Consider the following 23,283-nt stretch of genomic DNA (forward strand, 5'->3'; position numbering starts at 1 on the left):
CGTGCGGGAACGGGCCCCGAAGCGCTACCCCGCCTCCCCGCCGGAAGGCGGCCGCAGGCCCGCGAGGCGTGCCAGCCGGCGGAAGGAGTCGCGCAGCGCCGCCCGGTCGTACGTGCTGGTCGTCACCAGCAGCTCGTCCGCGCCGGTCTCCGCCACGACCCGCTCCAGCGCCGCCCGCACCCGTTCCTCCGTGCCGTGGACGTGGCCGCGCAGCCCCGCCTCGTAGTACTCCCGCTCCCGCGCCGTCATCGACCGCGCGGCCACCGCCTCGGGCGGGGCGAGCGGCGGGAACGCGCCGTGCGTCCGCGCGTACGCCATCGCCCAGGCCTCCGGCAGCAGCAGCCGCGCGGCCTCCTCCTCCGTCCCGGCCACCGCGACCGTGCCCGCCACCACCACGTACGGCTCCGGCGCCCACGCGGACGGGCGGAAGCCGGCGCGGTACCGGTCGACCGCCGCGAGCAGCTTCGGACGGTCCCTCAGGTCGCCGATCACCAGGGGCAGCCCGGCCGCCGCCGCGATCCCCGCCCCCCCGCCGGTCGCCAGCACGAACGGCGGCACCCGCAGCCCCTCCGCCGGCAGGGCCCGCACCCCCGGGTGCGCGCTCGGCGCCCCCCGGAACCAGCCCAGCAGCTCGTCCAGCTGCGCGGCGAAGTCCCCGGCGTCTTCCTTGCCCCGCCCCAGCGCCCGCCGCACCCCGTCGGTGAAGCCCACCGAACGGCCCACCCCCATGTCGATCCGGCCGGGGAACAGCGACTCCAGCACCCCGAACTGCTCGGCCACCACCAGCGGTTGGTGGTTCGGCAGCATCACCCCGCCGGTCCCCACCCGTATGGACGAGGTCGCCGCGGCCACGGCGGCCGCCAGGACCGTCGGCGCCGAACCGGCCACGCCCGGCACGCCGTGGTGCTCGGACACCCAGAACCGGTGGTAGCCCAGCGCCTCCGCCTCCCGCGCGAGCGCCACGGTGTCCCGCAGGGCCCCGGCGGCGTCACCGCCCTCGCGGATGCGGGAGCGGTCCAGGACGGACAGGCGGAGGGGCGGCGGGGCGACGGCGTCAGGGCTCACACCGGGTTCAACGCCTCCGGTCCGGAAGGATTCCCTACGCTGGCGGGGTGACGAGCAACAGCAGGCCCCTGGCCGTGTTCGACCTGGACAACACCCTCTCCGACGCGCGGCACCGGCAGCACTTCCTGGAGCGCACGCCGCGCGCCTGGGACGCCTTCTTCGACGCCGCCCCGCAGGACCCGCCGCTCCCGCCCGGGGTCGCGCTGTGCCTGGAGGCGGCGCGGCAGTGCGAGATCCGCTACCTGACCGGGCGCCCCGAGCGCTGCCGGCAGGACAGCCTCGACTGGCTGGCGGCGCACGGCCTGCCCGAGGGGCGCCTCCACATGCGCCGGGACGACGACCGGCGCCCCGCCCGGTTCGCCAAGCTGGAGGTGCTGCGCCGGATCAGCCGGAACCGGGAGGTCCGCATGCTCGTCGACGACGACAAGCTGGTGTGCCGGGCCGCCCGGGAGGCGGGCTTCCACGTGGTGCGCGCCGACTGGGCGCTCGGCTCCCCCGCGCTGCACCGGGCGCAGGAGAAGGAGGGCCGCACCTGAGGGGGCCCGTCCCGGGCGGGCCGGGCGCGTGCCGCGCCGGCCGGGGCCGGAGCGGCGATCCCGCCCCGTCCCCGGCGCCCGCGCGGTCCGGGTGCCGGGGCGGCTCAGGTCTCGTCGGTGTCCGGCCCGTCGAGCCGGAAACCCACCTTCAGTCCCACCTGGTAGTGCGCCACCTTGCCCTCCTCCAGGTGCCCCCGCACCTGCGTCACCTCGAACCAGTCCAGGTTGTGCAGCGTCTGCGCGGCCCGCGCGATCCCGTTGCGGATCGCCTCGTCCACACCCGTGTGCGAGGTGCCCACGATCTCCGTGACGCGGTACGTGTGGTGTGACATGGCGGTCTCCTCCTCGCCGGCGGTGCGCGCGCGCCCGCTGGCGCGCCCTTTCCACGGTGCCCCAGGCCGCCCGGGACCGCGAGGCGGGACGCACCGGGCTTGACCCGCCCATTGGTACATACCAAAATCCAGCCATCGCCCGTGCGAACGCGTTCGCTCCCCCCACGTCGGGTCCGTCCTGCCTGCACCAGAAGCAAAAGGTGACCTACGTGAAGAAGCGCCTGCTCGCCTGTCCCGTCGCGCTCGTGTCCACCCTCGCCCTCGCCGGCTGCGGCCTCGTCCCCGGGCAGGACGGCGGCACCCGCACCGTCACCGTCTGGCTGATGAAGGGCAGTGCCTCCGAGGAGTTCCTGAAGCGGTTCACCTCCGCGTACGAGCGGGAGAACCCCGGTGTCCGGCTGGAGGTCGTCATCCAGGAGTGGACCGGCATCGGCAAGAAGGTCACCGCCGTCCTGGCGAGCGAGGACGCCCCGGACGTCATCGAGGTCGGCAACACCCAGGTCGCCCAGTACGCCGAGACCGAACTGCTGTACGACCTGACGCTGGAGTCCGTGCGCGACCTCGGCCACGAGGACTGGGTGCCCGGCCTCGCCGAGCCCGGCAGCATCGACGGCAGCCAGTACGGGATCCCCTGGTACGCCGCCAACCGGGTCGTCGTCTACCGCAAGGACCTCTTCCGGCAGGCCGGCGTCGAGGAGCCGCCCAAGACCCGCGAGCAGTGGCTGGAGGACACCGAGAAGATCAACGAAACCGGCGCCCAGGGCATCTACCTCGCAGGCCAGGACTGGTACACCCTCTCCGGGTTCATCTGGGACGAGGGCGGCGAACTCGCCGTCGAGAAGGACGGCCGCTGGGTCGGCGCGCTCGACACGCCCGCCGCCCTCAAGGGCATGGAGTTCTACGAGGAGCTCCAGTCCCTCGGCTCCGGACCGAAGGACGCCGACGAGGAGAACCCGCCGCAGGCCGAGGTCTTCGCCAAGGGCAGGGTCGCCCAGATCATCGCCACCCCGGCCGCCGCGGCCGCCGTCCAGGAGCGCAACCCCGGCCTCGCCTCCCAGCTCGGCTTCTTCCCCATCCCCGGCAAGACCGCCGACAGGCCGGGCGCCGTGTTCACCGGCGGCTCCGACCTCGTCGTCCCCGTGAACGCCGGCGAGCGCGCCGCCGCGATCGACGTCGTGACGGCCCTCGCCGGCAAGCAGTGGCAGACCGACCTCGCCCGCACCATGAACCACGTGCCCAACAAGACCTCCCTCGCCTCCGTCGTCGAGGGGGAGGAGGCCACCGCGGCGATGGCCGCCGGAGCGGCGGGCGGCCGGGCCACCCCCAACTCGCCGAAGTGGGCCGACGTCGAGGCGGACAACCCCATCAAGCCGTACATGACGGCCGTCCTCCAGGGCGCGGACCCCAAGGCGGCGGCGCGCAGGGCCTCCCAGCAGATCACCGAGGCCCTGTCAGGCTGACCCCCGGGCGCGGCGGCCGGCGAACACGGGCATTCAGCCGCCGCACATCCCCGCTCCGCCGGGCGGTCACGCCGAGTCCAGGCGACGACGGCACAAGTAGGGGTACGGGCCACCGCACCCCCGCGGCCGCCCCCACCGCCCGGCCAAGGAGCCCCCATGACCACCACGACCTCCGCCCCGGTCACCACCGCCCCGCCCGCCCCGGCACCCGCGCTCCGCTACCGGGTCTCCCTCGCCCGCGAGCAGGAGGACGTACGGGCCGCGCAACGCCTGCGGCACCTCGTGTTCGCCGGCGAGCTGGGCGCGCACCTCGACGGCCCGGAGCCCGGCCTCGACAGCGACGCCTTCGACGCCTACTGCGACCACCTCCTCGTACGGGACGACACCACCGGCGAGGTCGTCGGCACCTACCGCCTCCTCCCGCCCGAGCGGGCCCGCGTGGCCGGACGCCTCTACTCGGACGGCGAGTTCGACCTCACCCGCCTCGCCCCCATCCGCGACGACCTCGTCGAGGTCGGCCGCTCCTGCGTGCACCCCGCGCACCGCAACGGCGCCGTCATCTCCCTCATCTGGGCCGGCATCGCCCGCTACATGACCCGCACCGGCCACGAATGGCTCGCCGGCTGCTGCTCCCTGCCGCTCGCCGACGGAGGCACCCTCGCCGCCGCCACCTGGGACACCGTCAAGGCCAAGCACCTCGCCCCCGAGGAGTACTGGGTCACCCCGCACCGCCTGTGGTCCCCCGACGGCGTCACCCGCCCCGCCGCCCGCACCGAACTCCCGCCGCTGCTGCGCGGCTACCTCCGCCTCGGCGCCTGGGTGTGCGGCGCCCCCGCCCACGACCCGGACTTCGGCGTCGCCGACCTGTACGTCCTGCTGTCGCTGCGCCGCACCAACCCCCGCTACCTGCGCCACTTCCTCTCCCTCGGCGCGGAGTGATGAGCGTCTGGCTGCCGTCCGCGCCCTGCACCCCCGAGCGGTGCGCCACCCCCGCGCGCCCGGCGGCCGGGCCCCTGCGCGCGGCCCTGCGCCTCGCCGCCGGGCTCGCCGCCGTCCTCGCCGGGGTGGTCCTCGCCCCGCTCACCGCGCCGCTCGCCCCGGCCGCCCGCCACCGGCTGACCCGCCTGTGGTGCCGCACCGCCGTCCGCGCCTTCGGCGTCCGGGTGCGCGTCACCGGCACCCCGCCGCCGCCCGGACCGCTCCTCGTCGTCGCCAACCACGTCTCCTGGCTCGACGTGCCCCTCGTCGCGGCCGTCCTGCCCGGACGGATGGTCGCCAAGAAGGAGGTGCGCCACTGGCCGCTGCTCGGCCCGCTCGCCGCCCTCGGCGGCACCCTCTTCCTCGACCGGGACCGCCTGCGCGCCCTGCCGGGCGCGGTCCGCTCCCTCGCCCGCACCCTCGCCGCCGGGCACCGCGTCGTCGTCTTCCCCGAGGGCTCCACGTGGTGCGGCCGGACCCACGGCAGGTTCCGCCCGGCCGCCTTCCAGGCCGCCCTCGACGCGGGCGCCCCCGTCCAGCCCGTACGGATCGCCTACCGGCCCCAGGGCCCCGCCGCGTTCGTCGGCGACGACCCGCTGGTCGCGTCACTGTGGCGGATCGCGACGGCCGGGCGGATCACCGCCGAGATCCGGCTCCTCGCCCCGATCCCGTACGGCACCCACCCCGACCGCCGTGCCCTGGCCCGCGCCGCCCGGGCGGCGGTCGCCGGCCCGGCGGTCACGGCCGCCCGGACCACCGCGACCACCGCCCCGCCGCGCCAGGTGACCGCCCCGTCGCGCCGGACCGCCGTCTTACCGCGCCAGGCAACCGCCCCGTCGCGCCGGACCGCCGTCCCGCCGCGTCAGACCGCCGCCGCCAGGGACAGCGCGAACCGCCCCTCCTCGTCCGTCCACCACCGCGACAGCTCCAGCCCGGCGGCCGCGAGCTCCGCCGCGACGCCCTCCTGACGGAACTTCGCCGACACCTCCGTCCGCATCTCCTCACCCGCGGCGAACGGCACCACCAGGTCCAGCTCCGGGATCTTCACGGTCAGCGCGCGCCGCGCCCGCAGCCGCATCTCGATCCACTCGTTGTCCCGGTCCCACACGGCGACGTGGTCGAAGTCGTCCGGATCGACGTCCGCGCCCAGCTCCCGCGCCAGCACCGACAGCACGTTCTTGTTGAACTCCGCCGTCACCCCCGCCGCGTCGTCGTACGCCGCCACCAGCGTCGCCTCGTCCTTCACCAGGTCGGTGCCGAGCAGCAGCGCGTCCCCCGGCTCCAGCAGGGACCGCACCGACCGCAGGAACACCGCCCGCTGGCGCGGCAGCAGATTGCCCAGCGTGCCGCCGAGGAACGCCACGAGCCTCGGCCCCGGCGCGCCCGGCAGGGCCAGGCCCCGCGTGAAGTCGGCGACCAGCGCGTGCACCCGCAGCTCGGGCAGCTCCTCGGTCAGCGCCCCGGCCGCGCCGGTCAGCGCCGACTCGCTGACGTCGACCGGCACGTAGTCCACCAGCCCGGGCCGCAGCGCCCGCAGCAGGTGCCGCGTCTTCTCCGACGAGCCCGACCCCAGCTCCACCAGGGTGCGGGCGCCGGTCGCCGCGGCTATCTCCGCCGCCCGCGCGACGAGGATCTCCCGCTCGGCGCGGGTCGGGTAGTACTCGGGCAGCCGGGTGATCTCCTCGAACAGTTCGCTGCCCCGCGCGTCGTAGAACCACTTCGGCGGCAGCTCCTTCGGCGTGCGGGTCAGGCCGTTGAGCACGTCGGCGCGGAGATCGGCGCCGGTGGTGCCCTCGGGCAGGGTGCGGGTCAGCAGGAACGGGCTCACGCGGGGGACTCCTCGAGCGGTTCGGCGGCAGCACGCCGGGCGTGCGGATCAGCGGAGGGAGAGGGAGGCGCGTCCAGGGGGCGGGCCGTGACGCCGTCCGCCGTGGCGGTCAGCAGCGTCCGGTCCGGCGCCTCGCGCCAGCCGGGGCCGTCGTCGTACGGCTCCGAGGCGACGACCGCGCGGCGGCCGGGCCCGGCCAGGTACCACAGCGTGTCGCCCCACGCGGTCGCGGTGACCGCCCGGCCGTCCGTCAGCAGCAGGTTCAATCGCGACCCGGGCGCCGCCGCGGCCACGTCGCGGACCACCCCGGCCAGCGCGTCGGCCGGCGCCTCGCCGCGCCGCAGCCGGTGCAGCACCAGCGCCCACACGAGCGCCGAGTCGTTGCGGGCCTCCAGGGCGAGCAGTTCGGCGGGCGGCAGCCCGGCCGCGAGCGCGGCGACCGTGCCGGGCCAGCCGGCCACCGCCCCGTTGTGGCTGAACAGCCACGGCCCGGACGCGAACGGCGCGGCGGCCGCTTCCCCGTCCGCGCCGGGCAGGGTCGCGTCCCGCACGGCGGCCAGCACCGCGTGCGAGCGCACCACGCGGGCCAGGTCCGCGAACGACGGGTCCGCCCACACGGGCCCCGCCCGCCGGTAGCGCGCCGGCACCGGGTCGTCCGGGGCGTACCAGCCGACGCCGAAACCGTCCGCGTTGACCGTCCCGTGCCGCTGGCGGCGCGGTGCCCACGACTGCCGGTGGAGCCCGTGCGGCGGTGCCACCAGCAGCTCCCCGAGCGGCCCCGGCTCGTCACCGACCCAGGCGATGTGACGGCACATCAGCGCCTCACCCCGCGTCCCGCGCCGTGCGGAACCCGGCGAAGATCTGCCGCCGCACCGGGAGGTCCCAGTTCCGGAACGTCCCCCGGCACGCCACCGGCGCGACCGCGAACGAACCGCCCCGCAGCACCTTGTGCTCGGGCCCGAAGAACACCTCCGAGTACTCCCGGTACGGGAACGCCACGAACCCCGGGTACGGCAGGAAGTCGCTGGCCGTCCACTCCCACACGTCGCCGATCAGCTGCCGCACCCCCAGCGGGGACGCCCCGGCGGGGTAGGCGCCGGCCGGCGCGGGGCGCAGGTGCCGCTGCCCCAGGTTGGCGTGGTCCGGGGACGGCTCGGCGTCGCCCCACGGGTAGCGCCGCGACCGGCCGGACACCGGGTCGTACCGGGCGGCCTTCTCCCACTCGGCCTCCGTCGGCAGCCGCCGGCCCGCCCAGCGCGCGTAGGCGTCGGCTTCGTACCAGCTGACGTGCAGCACCGGCTCGTCGTCCGGTACGGGCTCCACGGTGCCGAAGCGCCGCCGCAGCCACTGCCCGCCCTCGCGCCGCCAGAACAGCGGCGCACCGATGCCGTGCCGCCGGATCTGCTCCCAGCCCTCGGGCGCCCACCAGCGGGGGTCGCGGTAGCCGCCCTCGTCGACGAAGCGCCGGTACGCGCCGCACGTCACCGGCACCGTGTCGATGTGGAAGCCGGGCACGTGCCGCACGTGCCCGGGGCGTTCGTTGTCCAGCGCCCACGGCTCCTCGTCGTGCGAGGTGCCCATCGTGAACGCCCCGCCCGGGACCCACACCTCGGCGGGGAGCCCGGCCGGGTCGTCGGCGGGGCGCGGCGGCTCCGGCGCGGTCAGCGCGACGGGTCCGCGGCGCAGCTGATGGGTAATCAGCATGGTCTCGTCGTGCTGCTGTTCGTGCTGGGCGACCATCCCGAACGCGAACGCGGCGTCGACCAGCGGGTCGCCCTCCAGCCGGGACTCGTCGAGGACGCCGAGGACCCGGTCGCGCACCTCGGCGGCGTACGCCCGCGCCTCGCGCGGCGACAGCAGCGGCAGGGACGGGCGGGTGGCGCGGGGGTGGCGGAACGCGTCGTACAGCGGGTCGATCTCGGGCCGCAACGCGGCGCGGCCGCCCACGGCGCGCAGCAGCCACTGCTCCTCCTGGTTGGGGATGTGCGCCAGGTCCCAGACCAGCGGCGACATCAACGGCGAGTGCTGGGCCGCCAGTTCGCCGTCGTCGACGCAGTCGGTGAGCAGGGTGGTGCGCGCCCGTGCCGCCGCCAGCGCGTCGTACGCCCGTCGCCGGAGCGTCTCGGGGGAGGCGGTAACGGTCATGTGCGGGGGTCCTTCCCGGAGTCGGGGCCGGAACCGGAAGCGGTCGTGGCGGTGGGGGCGGGACGGCCGGAACGCGGGGGAGACGACGTCGGGGCGGGGGCCGGTGCCGCAGAGGGGCGGGGGCGGGGGGTGGCGCGCTGCTCGTCGGCGGGGCAGCGGCGCCGCAGCACGAACCGCTCCTGGAAGGCGGCCACCGCGTCCCGCACGGAGGTGGGCGCGCCCGAGCGGTCCAGCGCCCCGAGGGCGAGCCGGAAGCACTCCACGGCGGCCCGGTGCAGCGCGGGCGCGTCCGGCCCGTCCCGGACCGCCGCCCGCCAGTGCGCGTCCCTCGGAGGGGGCAGCGGCCCGGCGGTCTCCGTCAGCGGCAGCAGCCTGCGGTACGCGGCGTCGGCCGCCTCCGGGTCGTCGAACAGCGCCGTCGTCACCGCCAGGGGGACGACCCAGCCGTCGTCGCCGGACTGCGCGTCCAGCATGCGCAGCTCCAGATGGCTGCCCCGCGGCCGTACGGGCGGGAACAGCGTCGTCAGGTGGTAGTCGAGGTCGGCGCGGGTCGGCTCCCGCGGCACCCGGGAGCGCAGCCACTCGCGGAACGTCAACCCCTCCGGTACCACCCAGGGCCCGTCGGCCGTGCGGACGCACATCACCGGCGTGTCCAGCACGTGCCGCGCCCACGCGGCGCGCGGCTCCCGGCCGAGGGGCGGCGCCAGGCCCCGTAACGGGTCGATGTCCGCCCACAGCGCCTGCCGCGCGGACCGCATCCCGGTGGGACGGCCGTGCAGGGAGGGCGAGTTGGCGAACGTGGCGACGAGCACCGGACCCAGCAGGTGGGCCAGCCGCCAGCGCCGCTCGTACCCGAGGGGGCCCGGCTCCTCGTACCCGGAGTCCACGCACACCTGCACGGACGCCGAGTCGCGCATCATGGACCGCCCGGCGGATCCCCAGCGGTCGAGGTAGGCCTCCATCGCGTCGTAGCGCGGCTCGCGCAGCAGCCGGTCCCTCGTGGGGAGCCAGGGGTCGGTGCCGGAGCCGGTGAGGGCGAGCCCGAGGCGGGCGAGCGCGGCGCGTACGGCGGAGAGGTCGGCCGAGACGGTGGCGACGCACTCGGCGAGCGAGGCGGCGGGCGGCGAGCTGAGCTCCAGCTGTCCGCCGGGTTCGAGGGTGAGCGACGACCCCGGGCCCAGGGCGCGCAGGGCGGTGAAGGCGCCGCGCAGGCGGTCGGGGGAGACGGGCAGGTACGGATGGTGCAGGTCGTGGACGAACCACTCCAGTTCGACCCCGACCGCGCGGGGCGGGCCCGTCTTGAAGCAGATGCACCGAAGCAGGTCCTCGGCCTCGTCCTCGGACAGCGGCGGACCGCCGTCGGGGAAGGCGTTCGAAGGCATGGGGCGGCTCCTCGTGTCGCGGGGCGTACCGTCCCACCTAAGCCACCGTGGCGGACCCGCACAAGAGCGCCTGGGTGAACGGCCCGTGCCGGGTAAATCCGTTGCGGTCCGTCCGTATGACCGCGAAGGATGCGGGGTATGAGCGCACGTCTACGCGGTATCGCACGGGAGACGGAGGAGATCGTCGCGGCGGGCTGGTACCGGACCCCCGGCGGAGAGGTCCGCATCGCCGAGCTGGTCGCCCGGGCCGTCGAGGGCACCGCCCTGCACGGTCCCGATCCGGTCCCCGCCACCCCGGACACCGGGCGGGCCACCCGTGTCGAGGTCACCGGGGAGTCCAGCACCGAGGCGGCGCGCCGGCTCACCGCCGCCGCCCCCGGCGACCCCGTCGCCGTCCTCAACTTCGCCTCCGCCCGCAATCCCGGCGGCGGCTACCTCAACGGTGCCCAGGCCCAGGAGGAGGCCCTGTGCCGCGCCTCCGCGCTCTACGCCACGCTGCTGCGCGCCCCCGGGTACTACGACCACCACCGCGCCGACCGCGACCCGTTCTACACGGACCGGGTCATCCACTCGCCGGACGTGCCGGTCTTCCGCGACGACCGCGGCCGGCTCCTCGACCGCCCCTACACGGTGGGCTTCCTGACCTCGCCGGCGCCCAACGCGGGCGTCATCCGCGCCCGTACGCCCGAACGGGCCGCCCGCATACCGGGCGCCCTGGCGTCGCGCGCCGAGCGCGTCCTGGAGACCGCCGTCGCCCACGGCTACCGGCGCCTCGTGCTGGGCGCCTGGGGCTGCGGCGTCTTCCGCAACGACCCGGCCGACGTGGCGGGCGCCTTCCGGGCGCTGCTCACCGGGGAGGGCCGGTTCGCGGGCCACTTCGACGAGGTCGTGTTCGCGGTGCTGGACCGGACCCGCGAGGAGCGGACGCTGACGGCGTTCCGCACGGTGTTCGCGGCGGCGTAGGGGGCGCGGCCACGCCCCGGCCGGTCTCGTCGGCGGCCTCGGCGGCCACGCCCGGACCGGACCGGCACGACGGGACCCGACCGCCGGGACGGGACCGGACCACCCGGGCCGGGCCGCCCGGACGGCGGGGGAGCGCGCCGTCACGGCGCCCGCCGCGGGCCCTCCCGCCCGACGGCGCGCGCACCCTTCCGACACGTCCCTGCGTGCGCGGGGCGCCGTACCTCCTTAGCGTCACGACCATGGACACACATCGGCAGCACCCCCAGCCCCCGCGGCGCCTGGAGATCCTGATCGTGCCCGAGCACGCGGAGGGGCACGACGCCGCGCACCTCGCGGAGGTGGCGATCCGCTCGGCCGTGGTGGACGCCACCGGCGAGACGGGCGCCTCCGGCTACCCCCGGTACGCCGGTGGCGGCATGGTCGCGGACATCGACCCGGAGACCTCCACCGTGGAGGCGCTCCTGGTGGACGGGTCGGAGCTGGACTACGGCCTGTCGGCGCGGGTCGCGCGGCCGCGCGGGGACTGAGGCCGGCGCCGGGCGGCCGTTGACACCGACCGCCCCGGGGCCGGAGACTCGCCCCGTCGGTAGTGAACATCCGTTCACCGTACGTACGCGCGCGTGCGGGCCCGCATGCGCGCACCAGGCCGTGGGAGAGCCCCGATGAGCATCCGCGACGTCTACATCGTCGACGCCGTCCGCACGCCGATCGGCAAGTTCGGCGGCGCCCTCTCCTCGGTGCGCCCCGACGATCTCGCGGCGCACGTCGTACGGGCGCTGGTCGACCGTACGCCCGACCTCGACCCGGCGCGCATCGACGACGTCTACTTCGGCGACGCCAACGGCGCCGGCGAGGACAACCGCGACGTGGCCCGCATGGCGGTCCTGCTGGCCGGACTGCCCGTCACGGTCCCCGGCGTGACCGTCAACCGCCTGTGCGGCTCCGGCCTCGAAGCGGTCGTGCAGGCCGCCCGCGCCATCGCCCTGGGCGACGCGTCGGTCGTCCTGGCGGGCGGTGTCGAGTCGATGTCGCGCGCCCCCTGGGTGCTGCCGAAGCCCGAGCGGGCCTTCCCCGCCGGACACCAGCAGATGTACTCGACGACGCTCGGCTGGCGCATGGTCAACCCGAGGATGCCGGCCGAGTGGACCGTGTCGCTGGGCGAGGGCGCCGAGCAGATCGCCGACAAGCACGCCATCAGCCGCGAGCAGCAGGACGCCTTCGCGCTCGACAGCCACCGCAAGGCCGCCCGGGCCTGGGCGGACGGACTCTTCGACGGCGAGATCGCCCCGTACGAGGGCGTGGAGCTCGCCCGCGACGAGTCCGTCCGCGACACGACGTCCATGGAGGCCCTGGCCAAGCTGAAGCCGTCGTTCCGCACGGACGGCACGGTGACCGCGGGCAACGCCTCGCCGCTCAACGACGGCGCGGCGGCCCTCCTCCTCGTCGACGAGGCGGGTCTGCGCGCCTGCGGCCGCGAGCCGCTCGCCCGGATCCGCACGTCGGCCGTGACGGGCATCGAGCCGCAGCTGTTCGGGCTCGGCCCGGTGGAGGCGGTCCAGCGGGCCCTGAGCCGGTCCGACCGCACCTTCGCCGACCTGGCCGTCATGGAACTGAACGAGGCGTTCGCGGCGCAGGCGCTCGGCTGCCTGGCGGAGTGGCCGGACCTGGACCCGGCGATCGTCAACCCGCGCGGCGGCGCCATCGCGATCGGCCACCCGCTCGGCGCGTCCGGCGCCCGCCTCGCGGGCTCGGTCGCCCACCAGCTGGCGGCTGCGGGTTCGGGCACGGGCGTGGCGGCGCTGTGCATCGGGGTGGGCCAGGGCATCGCGGTGGTCCTGGAGCGGTGAGCGCCGCGGGGCCCCGCCCCGCGACGCCGGGGGCGGGGCCCCGCCGCACCCGCCCCCCGCGGAGCGTCAGCGGTCGGCGCCCGAGGCGCGGCCGTCCGCCGCGGCCTCGTCGATCGACTTCCGCACGGCGTCCATGTCCAGTCCGCGGGCCTGCCCGATGACGTCCTCCAGGACGGGTTCGGGCAGCGCGCCGGGCTGGGCGAACACGGCGACGTTCTCCCGGACGATCATGAGGGTCGGGATCGACTGGATCTCGAAGGCGGCGGCGAGCTCCTGCTGCGCCTCCGTGTCGACCTTGGCGAACACCAGGTCGGGATGGCGCTCCGACGCCTTCTCGAAGACGGGAGCGAACCGGAGGCACGGGCCGCACCACGACGCCCAGAAGTCGATCAGGACGAAGTCGTTGTCCGACACGACCTGGTCGAAGTTCTCCTTGGTCAGTTCGATCGTGCTCATGCCGTCCGCCTCTCAGGGGGTCCGTCGGTGCCCCGCACAACGGTGCCCGGGGCCGTCGCTATTCCCCTGCCCCTCCGGAGCGGTGCCACGCGGCCGGCCCCTGCGGCGCGCCGTCCCGCCCGTCCGCCAGGCTTCCTCGAAGCCGCGCGGAGAGCCGCTCCTTCGCCGGCGGCCACTCGTCGGCGAGGAGCGAGAAGTAGACGCTGTCCCGCCACGTGCCGTCCGGCCGCCGCCGGTGCCGGCGCAGCACCCCCTCGCGCCGCGCGCCGAGCCGGGCGATCGCCGCCTGCGAGCGGTGGTTGAGGTGGTCGGTCTTCCACTGCACGCGGCCCATGCCGAGTTCCTCGAAGGCGTGGGTCAGGAGCAGCAGCTTGGACTCGGTGTTGACGGCGGTGCGCCAGTAGGCGCGTCCGTACCAGGTCCAGCCGATCTCCAGGCGCTCGTCGTCCACGGCGACGTCCATGTAGCAGGTCCACCCGACGGCCCGGTCCTCCGCGCGGTGCACGACGGCGAACGGCACCAGCTCCCCGCGCTCGGCCCCCGCCCGTACCTCCCGGAGCTTGACGGCCAGCTCCTCCTCGGTGCGCGGCGCGGGCCCGCCCTGCCACCGCCACACCTCCTCGTCCCGCCCGCCGGCGGCGAACAGGTCCGGAAGGTGCCGCGGGTCCAAGGGCTCCAGACGCACATGGCGGCCGGTGAGGGTGGTGGGCGAGGGTCTCGTGGCGGTCATGGACGCACCCTAGTCGGTCATTGCACTAGCTTCAACCGGTGAATGTACTAGTGCAAAAGAGGGGGGCGAGGTCGGGCGACGCGCTCGTGCCCCCTTCCCGGCGCCGGGCCGGTGGCTCGGGGGCGTGCCGGTCCGGCCGCGCGCCGGAAGCCGGCGGTCCCGCCGTTTCCCCCGCCCGCGACGGGCTACTCGCCATGGCATGGAACGATCACTCACGGGTTCACTCACCCCTCGTCGCGCGGCCGAGGCCGCGCGGCGGCTCCTCCCGCCGTCCGACGGGCCCGGGCGCGTCCTGCGGAGCGTGGACCGGCTGGAACGGTGGCCCGGGGCGGACCGGCTGATCGGTGGGATCCGGGCGGCGGTCCGGGCGGCCCCCCTGGGCGCCGGCCGGGACCTGCTGCACGGGCGCTGGCTCGGGCACCCCGTGCACCCGCTGATGGTGCAGCTGCCCCTCGGCACGTGGCTGTCGGCGGCGGTGCTCGACGCACTGCCCGGCCACCGCCGCGGAGCGCGGACCCTCGTCGGGGTGGGGCTGGCCGCGGCGGGGCCGGCGGCGCTGGCCGGCTGGACCGACTGGGCCGAGCTGCCGAGGGAGCAGCAGCGGGTGGGGCTGGTGCACGCGGCGGCCAACGTCACCGCCGTCGCCCTGTACGCGGCCTCGTACGCCGCGAGGCGCCGCGGGCGGGCGGGGCGCGGCAAGGCGCTGGGGTTCGCCGGGCTGTCCGTGGTCAGCGTCGGCGGCGCGCTGGGCGGCCACCTCGCCTACCGCCAGGCGTCCGGCGCCAACCACGCCGAGTACGTCGCGCACGTGACCGAGGCGGGTTGGCACGCCGTGGGGAACCTCGGGGACTTCCCGGTGGGGCGCGCGGTACGGCGCCACGTCGGCGAGGTGGCGGTCATGGTGGTCCGGGAGGACGGCGGCGCCGTCCACGTGCTGGCCGACCGGTGCAGCCACATGGCCGGGCCGCTGTCGGAGGGCGACGTCGAGGACGGCTGCGTGCGCTGCCCCTGGCACGGCAGCGTGTTCCGGCTGGCCGACGGATGGAACGTCCGCGGGCCCGCGACGGCGCCCCAGCCGTCCTTCGACACCCGTGTCGTCGGCGACCGCCTGGAGGTGCGTCTCCGGCACCTCGCCGAGGCGGGCGACGACGCCGGCGAGGCGGCGTGAGGCAGCACGGCGCGGGGGGAAGCGCAGTGGAAGGGAGCGCAGGACATGGTCGGACAAGTGGTATCGAGAACGCGTGAACCGCTCACACCCGAGACCCGGCGGGTGCTGAGGGAGGGACAACGGGACCAGCTCGTCAGTCTGCTGCTGGTGCTCACCGCCGTGGCGCTGTTCGTCGCCCCGTGGGTCAACGGGGAGCCCGACAGCGCCAAGGACGCCCACCGCAACGAGCTGGCCGTCGGCATGCTCGTGCTGTTCGTGGCGATGGCCCGCTTCAAGTGGCACCTGGGCAGGTGGGCGGACCTGACGGTACTGGCCGCCGGTGTCTGGCTGGTCGCCTCCCCATGGCTGCTGGGACTGGGCGACACCGTGATCTTCGCCGACGGGGCGCACGTGTTCCACGTGGCCGCGGGAAGCGTCCTGATCGTCCTGGCGGCCGTCTCGCTCCTGCTGTACGGCGCCTCCGCCCGGGGCGGCGCCTCCGCCCGGGGCGGCGCCGGGAGCGGACGGCACCGGAAACGGTGAGGTGGCGGGGCCGGGGCCCCGCCACGCTCCCGACGGCGGCCGCGCCGGTGCGCGGCCGCCGTCAGTCGTCTCCGCCGGTGACCTTCTCGGTCAGCGCGCTGTAGGCCAGCTGGAGGACGTCCGCCCCGGCGAGGGCGGTGAGGGCGCCGGTGACCGTCCGCGTCGCCCGCGGCCACAGCAGCCCGGCGGCGGTCAGGGTCGTGACGGTCCAGACGCTCAGGCAGAAGGGGCACGACACGAGCTCGCCCACCGTGTGCGTGGCGCCGTCGCGCGGCTCCTCGTGCACCTCGGCCGGCCCCTCCGGCCCCCCGTACTCCGTGAAGGGCGCCCGCAGGGGGCGCGTCACCGCGCCCTTGCTCACCAGCCGGCTCAGCCGGAAGGTCGCCACCGACGTCAGCGCCAGGTCCCACGGCTGCGGCCGTTCGGGCAGCGGGCGTCCCCGGGACCGTACGGCCGCGGCCCACGCCGCCGTGTAGCCGGCGAAGGCGGCGAGCGCGGCGGCGTGCCCGCCCACCGGGGAGGGGTCCTCCTCCCGTGCGTAGGCGTGGCGCAGCCTCTGGGTGACACGTGTGACCAGCTCCGACATCCCGTTCCCTCACTCACTCCTCGGCCACCGGCGGGCCCTGCCACGGGTGCCCCCGCCCGCCCGCGTGAATCCCCCTGCGTCCTGCGGGGACGAGGCGCTGCGTCCCGCGGGGACGAGGCGCCTCCGGAACCCCGGGCCGCGGTCGTCCGGTGCGGCGGGCGGGTGGGCCACCTGGAGCACCACGCTGGTGGTCCGCCACCGGGCGCAGTAGGGATGGAAAAGAACCGGCCATACTTCCGCACTGTGCGCCGTTCCTCCTCATAGGACGCGTATCGCGGGTATCCGGTCTCCCCCTGTGGTCCCGTACCAGCGAAGGAATCGTCCATGACGTTCAACCCCTTGGAGCAACGCGGCATCCCGCTGGACCGCCAGGTCCGCAGCTGGCGGGAGCTCGACGTCGCTCCGATCGACCCCGACCACTGCGACCCGTACACCCGCTGCCGGATCATCACCATGAACGGCATCGAGGTCGAGGCGATCCTGTTCAGCCACCAGCTGGCGCGCCACACGGCGGACCCCGAGATCAAGCGGCAGCTGGCGCGGGTCCGCTACGTCGAGGCGCAGCAGCAGAAGGTGGTCAACTGGCTCCTGCCGGGTGTCTCGTCGGTGCTGGAGACGACGATCGCCTACGAGCAGGTCGCGGTCGACCTGACCGCCTGGGTGGCGCGGATGGAACCGGACCCGTACCTGAAGCAGGCGTACCAGTTCGGCGTGCTGGAGGACTTCGACCACCTGTACCGGTACGCCAACCTGTACGAGATGATCGAGCACCGCAAGGCGGAGTCGATCGTCGACGGGCTCACCGAGGTCATGCCCGGCCGGCCCACCAGGTTCCACCACCGCGACCCGGTCGACAACGTCCGCGACCCGTACGCCAAGGACGCGACGAACCCGCTGTCGAAGCTGCACGCGCTGACGATCATGTCGGCGGAGCAGCAGACGATGAACTTCTACATGAACACCGGCCCCACCTACATGGAGCCGATCGCCCGCCGGCTGTACCAGGAGATCGGCCTCATCGAGGAGGAGCACGTCACCCACTACGAGTCCCTCGTCGACCCCGGGGAGACGTGGTGGGAGCAGCTGGTCAACCACGAGTACAACGAGTGCTACCTCTACTACTCCTTCATGGAGCAGGAGTCCGACCCCAAGGTCAGGGCGATCTGGGAACTGCACCTGAACATGGAGCTGGAGCACCTGCACGCCGCCTGCGACCTGATGCGCCGCCACGACGGCCGCGACCCGGCGGAGGTGCTGGCGCCCGAGCTGCCGAACGTGCTCACCTTCGAGCCGAACAAGGCGTACGTGCGTGAACTGCTGGCCACCCAGATCGACCTCACCACCCTGGGCGCCGGCTACGTACGCGAGGCGCACGAGCGGTTCGAGGCGATGCAGGCGCGGCTCCACGGCGACGAGGCGCCGCCCAGCGACCAGGTCATGGCCGAACACCAGGACATGTTCGACCGGGAGTACCGCCTGGAGACCGAAGGTGAGCACCCCGACCCGGCCCTGCGGGAGAAGTGAGGACAGCGATGGCGACGAGCGCGCCCACCCCGCACGCCGGGGACGACAACGCGACGGACGACGACGTCGTGTCGCTGCTGATGCGTCAGCACGGTGACATCCGCAACCTCTTCGACGAGGTGGAGAGCGCCACGGGCGACGAGCGGCGGGACGCGTTCCGCCGCCTGGTCCGCCTCCTGGCCGTGCACGAGACGGCGGAGGAGGAGGTCGTGCACCCCTTCGCGCGCCGCAACCTGCCGGGCGGCGACCAGGTCGTCGACGAGCGGCTCGCCGAGGAGCGCGAGGCCAAGGAGGTCCTGGCCTCCCTGGAGGAGGCGGACCCGGACTCCCCGGACTTCGCGGAGCGGCTGCGGGCGCTGCGGACGGCGGTCCAGGAGCACGCCCGCGCCGAGGAACGCTACGAGTTCACCCACATCCGGCGCAGCGGCGACGCCGGCAGGCTCGCGGCGATGGCCCGCGGCGTCAAGGCGGCCGAGGCGATGGCCCCGACCCGCCCCCACCCGGGCGTGGAGTCCGGCACGGCCAACGTGCTGCTGGGGCCGCTCGCCGCGCTGATGGACCGTACGAGGGACGCGGTGCGCTCGGCGATGGGCGGCTGACCGGGCGGAGGCCGGTGCGCGCCGCACGGACGGGACGCGCACCGGCCCTCCTCGGGGCGGGCCGCCGGGAGGGCGGCGGGATCACACAGAGGCGCGCAGCCGCGCGGAGGGGAGAGGACCACACCATGCCGAACGGAGCCGCCCCACCCCCGACCGCTCCCCGGACGCGGCGTTCCCTGGCGGTCTTCGCGCTGATCGGCGCCGCCCTGATGGCCGCGCTCGACGAGATCGTCTTCCACCAGATCCTGCACTGGCACCACTTCTACGACCGTTCCACGCCGGGCATCGGCCTCCTGTCGGACGGACTCCTGCACACCGCCGAACTCGGTGCCCTGGTCGCCGGCGGGGTCCTCTACGCCGACCTGCGCCGGCTGCGGGCGCTGTCCCCGGCGCACGCCCGGGCCGGGTTCGTCCTCGGCCTCGGCGGCTTCCAGCTCTTCGACGGCGTCGTCGACCACAAGCTGCTGCGCCTGCACCAGATCCGCTACGGGGTGGACGTCACCCCCTACGACTGGGCGTGGAACGCCGCCGGGCTCCTCCTGCTGCTCCTCGGAGCCGTACTGGCCGTACGGGCCCGCCGTACGGGTGACCGGCGGGCGGACGCGTGAGGCCGTCGGCCGCCGCGGCCGCCGCCGACGGCCATCCGGCCGGGGCCTTCGGCCTGGTGGTCGCCGCGGTGGCGCTGGCGGCGACCGCCGCCTACGTCCTGGCCGCCCTCCGCCTGCGCGCTCGCGGCGACGCCTGGCCCCAGTGGCGCGACGCGTCCTTCGCCGCCGGCTGCCTGGCGATCGCCCACGCGATGATGATGCCGCTTCCCGGCGGGCCCTTCACCGCGCACATGGTGCACCACGTCGTCACGGCCATGGCCGCTCCCGTCCTCGTGGTGCTCGGACGGCCCCTGACGCTGCTGCTGCGGACCGTGCCGCCCGGGCGCGTGCGGCGGGGGTTCCTGGGGGTGGCGCACTCCCGGCCCGCCGCGTGGCTGCTCTTCCCGCCCGTGGCGGCGCTGCTGGACATGGGCGGCCTGTGGCTGCTGCACCGCTCGCCGCTCCTGGCCGCCGCCCACCACCGGCCGGTGCTGGGCGCCGCCGTGCAGGCCCACCTGCTGGCCGCCGGGCTGCTGTTCGCCTTCTCCGTGTGCCGGCTCGATCCGGTGCGCCACCGGTGGGGCCTGGCCGTGCGGGGCACCACCCTGTTCGTCGCCGGCGCGGCCCACGCCGTCCTCGCGAAGACGCTGTACGCCGTGCCGCCGCCCGGCACCGCCTTCGCCGCCTCCGACCTGCGGGACGGTGCCCGGCTCATGTACTACGGTGGCGACCTCGTCGAACTCGCCCTCGCCGGCGTCCTCGCGGTCGAGTGGTACACGCGCCGGGGCCGCGCCCTGCGTCCGCGCGCCCGCCGCGCCGCCGCCCCCGGCCGCCTGGAACCGGCGGCCGGGGGCCGCCGGTTCACCTGAGGGGGAGGAACCAGGCGGCGAGACCGCTGAGGAGCGCCACGCCCCCGGTCAGGGAGGCGACGGTGACGCACAGGAGGCGACGGCGCAGCAGCTCGTACCGCCGGCTGTACTCGTCGCGGAGCTCCGCGGAGCGGCGCGCCACCTGCTTCAACGCCTGCGTGGCCTGGGCGACGTGCGCCTCCGCGTACCGGCGGGCGACCTCCTCCTGCTGCGCGGTGGAGAGCCACGGCAGTCGCAGGACGAAGGCCTCGGCCTGCAGCCGGGCCTCGCGCAGGTGGGCCTCGGCCGAGAGGTAGCCCTCCAGGCGCGTCAGGCCCGCCGCGGTCCCGGCGTGCTCCCGCGGGCGCCCCGGCGTCACCGGTGCTCCTCGCCGGAGACGATGGTCGCGTTGTCGGGGTCCACCACGTCACGGCCCTTGTTCCACCCGCGGTCCACGGCGGTGATCTCGGGGTGGTGCAGGTCGAAGGCGGGGGACTCGGAGCGGATCCGGGGCAGGGTGAGGAAGTTGTGGCGGGGGGCGGGGCAGGAGGTGGCCCACTCCAGGGACCGGCCGTAGCCCCAGGGGTCGTCGACGTCGATCCGCTTGCCGATCTTGGCGGTCTTCCACACGTTGTAGAGGAAGGGCAGGGTGGACAGGCCCAGCAGGAAGGCGCCGATGGAGGAGAGCATGTTGAGGCCGGTGAAGCCGTCGGCGGCGAGGTAGTCGGCGTAGCGCCGGGGCATGCCCTCGGCACCCAGCCAGTGCTGGACGAGGAAGGTCAGGTGGAACCCGACGAACAGGGTCCAGAAGTGGATCTTGCCGAGGCGTTCGTCGAGCATGGTGCCGGTCATCTTCGGCCACCAGAAGTGGAATCCGGCGAACATCGCGAACACCACGGTGCCGAAGACGACGTAGTGGAAGTGCGCGACGACGAAGTAGCTGTCGGTGACGTGCCAGTCCAGGGGCGGGGAGCCGAGGATGACGCCGGTCAGCCCCCCGAACAGGAAGGTGACCAGGAAGCCGAGCGACCACAGCATCGGAGTCTCGAAGCTGAGCTTGCCCTTCCACAGCGTGCCGATCCAGTTGAAGAACTTCACGCCGGTCGGCACGGCGATGAGGAAGGTCATGAAGGAGAAGAACGGCAGCAGCACCGCCCCGGTGGCGAACATGTGGTGCGCCCACACCGTCGCCGACAGGCCGGTGATGGCGATCGTGGCGGCCACCAGTCCGATGTAGCCGAACAGCGGCTTGCGGGAGAAGACCGGCAGGATCTCGCTGACCACCCCGAAGAACGGCAGGGCGAGGATGTAGACCTCCGGATGGCCGAAGAACCAGAACAGGTGCTGCCACAGCAGCGAACCGCCGTTCTCCGGTGAGAAGACGTGGGAGCCGAACCGACGGTCCGACTCCAGCACCAGCAGGGCGGCGGCCAGGACGGGGAAGGCGAGCAGGACCAGGATGGACGTCAGCAGGACGTTCCACGTGAAGATCGGCATCCGGAACATCGTCATGCCGGGGGCCCGCATGCAGATGATCGTGGTGATGAAGTTGACCGCGCCGAGGATCGTGCCGAACCCGGACAGCGCCAGACCCATGATCCACAGGTCGGAGCCGGGACTGGGCGAGCGTTCCTGCCGGCTCAGCGGTGTGTACGCGGTCCACCCGAAGTCGGCCGCGCCCTGGGGCTGCAGCAGGCTGGCGACGACGATGAGGCCGCCGAAGAGGAACAGCCAGTACGACAGCATGTTCAGCCGCGGGAAGGCCACGTCCGGGGCGCCGATCTGCAACGGCATGATCGCGTTGGCGAACCCGGCGAAGGTCGGCGTGGCGAACAGCAGCAGCATGATCGTGCCGTGCAGGGTGAAGGTCTGGTTGTACTGCTCGTTGGAGATCAGCTGGAGCCCGGGACGCGCCAGCTCCGCGCGCAGCATCAGGGCCAGCAGGCCGCCGAACAGGAAGAAGCCGAACGACGTGATCAGGTAGAGGTGCCCGATCTTCTTGTGGTCCGTCGTGGTGAGCCAGTCGACGGCGATGCGTCCCAGACCACGACCCTTCACGGGCACGAGGGTGGGCGGCTCCGTGGATGTGACCATGTGAATCCCATCAGTGGCGACCTGAACGCGACCATCGCCCCCCGTCGCGACCGTAAGAACATTACGGATCGGATTCTTGCCGGCAACACGAGACAAGCCAGCGTGAAACAAGCAATTTCATACGATTCCCTGAGCAAGGGCGCGTGTCCCCCGTCCGGCCCGTCGGACTCCTCGCCCCGCCGCCCCCGTCACCGCCCTGCCGCCTCCCCGGCTCCGCCGACTCCGCCGTCCGCCGTGGAGGCGCCCGGCGTGGCGCGGGACGGCCGCCGCGGCGGCCCGGCGGTCCGGCGGTGCGGCGGACGCGGGCCGGGGTCTTGCCGCCGGGTCGCGGCACCGGAAGGGTCGTGCGGTGTGCACCGGGCCCATGGCGACGAGCGGTTGGCCGACGCCTGCCAGAGCGGCAACGAGATGCCGGAGGAGTCGCTCCGCGACCGGGTGCGGCTGATCGGTTCCTTCGCCGGCCGCCCGTCCCCTTTCGTCCTGGAGGTCGGACCCGGTCCCGGTCGTCGAGCGCTACGACGGCGCCGTGTCGGTCGCCCCCTGAGCGGCGCGCGGCGGGGCCGCGCGCCGGGGTGGTGCGCCGACGCCACTCATTCGGCCGAGTCCATGAAGGCCAGCATCCGGCGGTTGACCTCGTCCGCGTGGTCGATCTGCGGGCCGTGGCCGGTGCCGGAGACGATCTCGGCGCGGGCACCCGGTACCAGGCGCGGCACGCGCTCCACCTGCCGCCGCGGGTGCACGAGGAGGCTCCGCCTGCCCATGACCAGATAGAGCGGGGTGCGGATGGAGGACAGTTCCGCTTCGGTCAGGGGCAGCGGGGCCGGGCGCCGCACGCGGTACGCGCGCACCCCCAGCCGGATCATCGCCCGCAGCTCCGGCACGACCAGCACCGGCTGCTCCAGCCAGGCCGCCAGCCGGGGGCGCAGCGCCGCGGGGGCGAACGTCGCGAAGAGGCTGGCGAAGATCCAGGCGAAGAAGCGCGGCCCCACCTTCTCCAGCCCGCCCGGGTCCAGCAGGGTGACCGAGGCGAGGCGGTCCGGCCTGCGGTGTGCCTGGTTCAGGGCCAGCCATCCGCCGTAGGAGGAGCCGACCAGGTGCACCCGGTCGAGACCGAGGCCGTCGAGCGTCTCGTCCAGCCACCGGGCGGCGTGCTCGGGCCGGTGCAGGGGCTCGCGGTGCACGCTGCGCCCCGGATCGCCCGGGGTGTCGATCGCGTAGACCGGGCGCGCGGCGCTGAGCGCGGGGGTGTTCGGGTACCACATCGCGGAGCAGCTGCCCGCTCCGTGCACCAGGACGACGGGGGTGCGAGCCCGGCCGGACGGGTCGTCGGGCCCGTGGCGGTAGACGTGCGTCGTCCCGAAGGGCGTCTCCACGTCGGTCTCCGCGACGGCCGGCGCCCCCAGGGCGAAGACGGCGTCGCAGGCGGCGAGGTACCGCTCCCGCAGGGCGTCGCTCACGTAGCGCCCGACGTCGCGCCGGGCACGGTCCTTGGTCCTGGTCTCGGGCACGGTGCGCCACCTCCGGAGGGATCGCCTGTTGGTGGTACGACCGTACCACCAACGTGGTACGGCTGTACCATCAAGAAGCCGGCCCGGTACGGGCGGAGGAACCCCTGGACGGGAGGCGTACACCG

25 protein-coding genes are annotated in these 23,283 nt (G+C 74.8%); 13 read left to right on the forward strand and 12 right to left on the reverse strand.

Translation table 11 applies throughout. From position 1 onward, the window contains the following. Positions 1 to 24: 24 nt before the first annotated feature. On the reverse strand, positions 25 to 1,065 hold the full coding sequence (locus IE106_RS13060; protein WP_189533312.1) for an MsnO8 family LLM class oxidoreductase: 1,041 nt from the start codon (positions 1,063 to 1,065) through the stop codon (positions 25 to 27). Positions 1,066 to 1,112: 47 nt separating this feature from the next. Between IE106_RS13060 and IE106_RS13065 the strand changes: the two genes are divergently transcribed. Beyond that, positions 1,113 to 1,601, forward strand: coding sequence for a phosphatase domain-containing protein (locus IE106_RS13065; protein ID WP_189533314.1), 489 nt, complete (start codon positions 1,113 to 1,115; stop codon positions 1,599 to 1,601). Between the two features lie 104 nt (positions 1,602 to 1,705). Here the strand turns inward: IE106_RS13065 and IE106_RS13070 are convergent, their stop codons facing one another. After that, a complete protein-coding gene (locus IE106_RS13070; RefSeq protein ID WP_189533316.1) occupies positions 1,706 to 1,933 on the reverse strand; it encodes a dodecin in 228 nt (75 codons plus the stop codon). Between the two features lie 209 nt (positions 1,934 to 2,142). Between IE106_RS13070 and IE106_RS13075 the strand changes: the two genes are divergently transcribed. The 3 genes from IE106_RS13075 (at position 2,143) to IE106_RS13085 (ending at position 5,339) form a co-directional block, all read left to right on the forward strand. Then, on the forward strand, positions 2,143 to 3,393 hold the full coding sequence (locus tag IE106_RS13075) for an extracellular solute-binding protein (protein WP_189533318.1): 1,251 nt from the start codon (positions 2,143 to 2,145) through the stop codon (positions 3,391 to 3,393). 156 nt (positions 3,394 to 3,549) lie between these two features. After that, complete coding sequence (locus IE106_RS13080) at positions 3,550 to 4,332, forward strand: GNAT family N-acetyltransferase (RefSeq protein WP_189533320.1); 783 nt, start codon at positions 3,550 to 3,552, stop codon at positions 4,330 to 4,332. Then, positions 4,332 to 5,339: a lysophospholipid acyltransferase family protein gene (locus IE106_RS13085; protein WP_189533322.1), complete on the forward strand. Its 1,008-nt coding sequence runs from the start codon at positions 4,332 to 4,334 to the stop codon at positions 5,337 to 5,339. Before IE106_RS13080 ends, IE106_RS13085 begins: the two co-directional genes overlap by 1 nt. Here the strand turns inward: IE106_RS13085 and egtD are convergent. The 4 genes from egtD to egtA are packed head-to-tail and all read right to left on the reverse strand — an operon-like array spanning position 5,234 to position 9,726. Beyond that, positions 5,234 to 6,199: an L-histidine N(alpha)-methyltransferase gene (gene egtD / locus IE106_RS13090; RefSeq protein WP_189533324.1), complete on the reverse strand. Its 966-nt coding sequence runs from the start codon at positions 6,197 to 6,199 to the stop codon at positions 5,234 to 5,236. The two genes, IE106_RS13085 and egtD, sit on opposite strands and share 106 nt — an antisense overlap. Continuing rightward, positions 6,196 to 7,014 (reverse strand): ergothioneine biosynthesis protein EgtC, encoded by an 819-nt coding sequence (gene egtC / locus IE106_RS13095; protein WP_189533326.1) that lies wholly within the window; start codon positions 7,012 to 7,014, stop codon positions 6,196 to 6,198. Before egtC ends, egtD begins: the two co-directional genes overlap by 4 nt. 7 nt (positions 7,015 to 7,021) lie before the next feature. After that, positions 7,022 to 8,344: an ergothioneine biosynthesis protein EgtB gene (gene egtB / locus IE106_RS13100; protein ID WP_189533328.1), complete on the reverse strand. Its 1,323-nt coding sequence runs from the start codon at positions 8,342 to 8,344 to the stop codon at positions 7,022 to 7,024. Next, complete coding sequence (gene egtA / locus IE106_RS13105; protein ID WP_189533330.1) at positions 8,341 to 9,726, reverse strand: ergothioneine biosynthesis glutamate--cysteine ligase EgtA; 1,386 nt, start codon at positions 9,724 to 9,726, stop codon at positions 8,341 to 8,343. The genes egtB and egtA overlap by 4 nt, the downstream gene beginning before the upstream one ends. Positions 9,727 to 9,864: 138 nt before the next feature. Here egtA and IE106_RS13110 point away from each other — a divergent pair, with 138 nt between their 5' ends. The 3 genes from IE106_RS13110 (at position 9,865) to IE106_RS13120 (ending at position 12,536) form a co-directional block, all read left to right on the forward strand. Next, complete coding sequence (locus IE106_RS13110; RefSeq protein ID WP_189533332.1) at positions 9,865 to 10,689, forward strand: TIGR02452 family protein; 825 nt, start codon at positions 9,865 to 9,867, stop codon at positions 10,687 to 10,689. A 239-nt stretch (positions 10,690 to 10,928) separates the two neighbouring features. Beyond that, a complete protein-coding gene (locus IE106_RS13115; protein ID WP_189533334.1) occupies positions 10,929 to 11,216 on the forward strand; it encodes a hypothetical protein in 288 nt (95 codons plus the stop codon). Positions 11,217 to 11,351: 135 nt separating this feature from the next. Beyond that, positions 11,352 to 12,536, forward strand: coding sequence for a thiolase family protein (locus IE106_RS13120; protein ID WP_189533336.1), 1,185 nt, complete (start codon positions 11,352 to 11,354; stop codon positions 12,534 to 12,536). Positions 12,537 to 12,602: 66 nt separating this feature from the next. Here the strand turns inward: IE106_RS13120 and trxA are convergent, their stop codons facing one another. Beyond that, a complete protein-coding gene (gene trxA, locus IE106_RS13125; RefSeq protein WP_189533338.1) occupies positions 12,603 to 12,992 on the reverse strand; it encodes a thioredoxin in 390 nt (129 codons plus the stop codon). A gap of 58 nt (positions 12,993 to 13,050) precedes the next feature. After that, positions 13,051 to 13,722 (reverse strand): GNAT family N-acetyltransferase, encoded by a 672-nt coding sequence (locus IE106_RS13130; protein ID WP_189533340.1) that lies wholly within the window; start codon positions 13,720 to 13,722, stop codon positions 13,051 to 13,053. A 199-nt stretch (positions 13,723 to 13,921) separates the two neighbouring features. Here IE106_RS13130 and IE106_RS13135 point away from each other — a divergent pair, with 199 nt between their 5' ends. After that, complete coding sequence (locus IE106_RS13135; RefSeq protein WP_189533342.1) at positions 13,922 to 14,890, forward strand: Rieske (2Fe-2S) protein; 969 nt, start codon at positions 13,922 to 13,924, stop codon at positions 14,888 to 14,890. Between the two features lie 57 nt (positions 14,891 to 14,947). Further along, positions 14,948 to 15,412 carry an SPW repeat protein gene (locus IE106_RS13140; RefSeq protein WP_189533344.1) on the forward strand — a complete coding sequence of 155 codons (465 nt, stop codon included), beginning with the start codon at positions 14,948 to 14,950 and terminating at the stop codon, positions 15,410 to 15,412. Positions 15,413 to 15,473: 61 nt separating this feature from the next. On the opposite strand, the gene IE106_RS13145 is transcribed toward IE106_RS13140, so the two are convergent. Continuing rightward, positions 15,474 to 15,998 carry a DUF1360 domain-containing protein gene (locus tag IE106_RS13145; protein ID WP_189533347.1) on the reverse strand — a complete coding sequence of 175 codons (525 nt, stop codon included), beginning with the start codon at positions 15,996 to 15,998 and terminating at the stop codon, positions 15,474 to 15,476. A gap of 324 nt (positions 15,999 to 16,322) precedes the next feature. Between IE106_RS13145 and IE106_RS13150 the strand changes: the two genes are divergently transcribed. The 4 genes from IE106_RS13150 (at position 16,323) to IE106_RS13165 (ending at position 19,577) form a co-directional block, all read left to right on the forward strand. Further along, a complete protein-coding gene (locus IE106_RS13150) occupies positions 16,323 to 17,522 on the forward strand; it encodes a hypothetical protein (RefSeq protein WP_189533349.1) in 1,200 nt (399 codons plus the stop codon). Positions 17,523 to 17,530: 8 nt separating this feature from the next. Beyond that, a complete protein-coding gene (locus IE106_RS13155) occupies positions 17,531 to 18,121 on the forward strand; it encodes a hemerythrin domain-containing protein (protein ID WP_189533351.1) in 591 nt (196 codons plus the stop codon). 125 nt (positions 18,122 to 18,246) lie between these two features. Then, a complete protein-coding gene (locus IE106_RS13160; RefSeq protein WP_189533353.1) occupies positions 18,247 to 18,729 on the forward strand; it encodes a DUF2243 domain-containing protein in 483 nt (160 codons plus the stop codon). Beyond that, the gene (locus IE106_RS13165) at positions 18,726 to 19,577 is read left to right on the forward strand and encodes a cytochrome c oxidase assembly protein (RefSeq protein WP_189533355.1); all 852 of its coding nucleotides are present in this window, start codon (positions 18,726 to 18,728) and stop codon (positions 19,575 to 19,577) included. Before IE106_RS13160 ends, IE106_RS13165 begins: the two co-directional genes overlap by 4 nt. On the opposite strand, the gene IE106_RS13170 is transcribed toward IE106_RS13165, so the two are convergent. From IE106_RS13170 to IE106_RS13180, 3 genes are all read right to left on the reverse strand, one after another. Next, positions 19,570 to 19,935: a hypothetical protein gene (locus IE106_RS13170; RefSeq protein ID WP_189533357.1), complete on the reverse strand. Its 366-nt coding sequence runs from the start codon at positions 19,933 to 19,935 to the stop codon at positions 19,570 to 19,572. The genes IE106_RS13165 and IE106_RS13170 overlap by 8 nt on opposite strands. Next, the gene (gene ctaD, locus IE106_RS13175) at positions 19,932 to 21,650 is read right to left on the reverse strand and encodes an aa3-type cytochrome oxidase subunit I (protein ID WP_189533359.1); all 1,719 of its coding nucleotides are present in this window, start codon (positions 21,648 to 21,650) and stop codon (positions 19,932 to 19,934) included. The genes IE106_RS13170 and ctaD overlap by 4 nt, the downstream gene beginning before the upstream one ends. A gap of 590 nt (positions 21,651 to 22,240) precedes the next feature. Continuing rightward, positions 22,241 to 23,158: an alpha/beta fold hydrolase gene (locus tag IE106_RS13180; RefSeq protein WP_189533361.1), complete on the reverse strand. Its 918-nt coding sequence runs from the start codon at positions 23,156 to 23,158 to the stop codon at positions 22,241 to 22,243. Positions 23,159 to 23,283: the final 125 nt, after the last annotated feature.

It is taken from the genome of Streptomyces roseolilacinus (assembly GCF_014649335.1).
GTDB classification, from domain to species: Bacteria; Actinomycetota; Actinomycetes; order Streptomycetales; family Streptomycetaceae; genus Streptomyces; species Streptomyces roseolilacinus.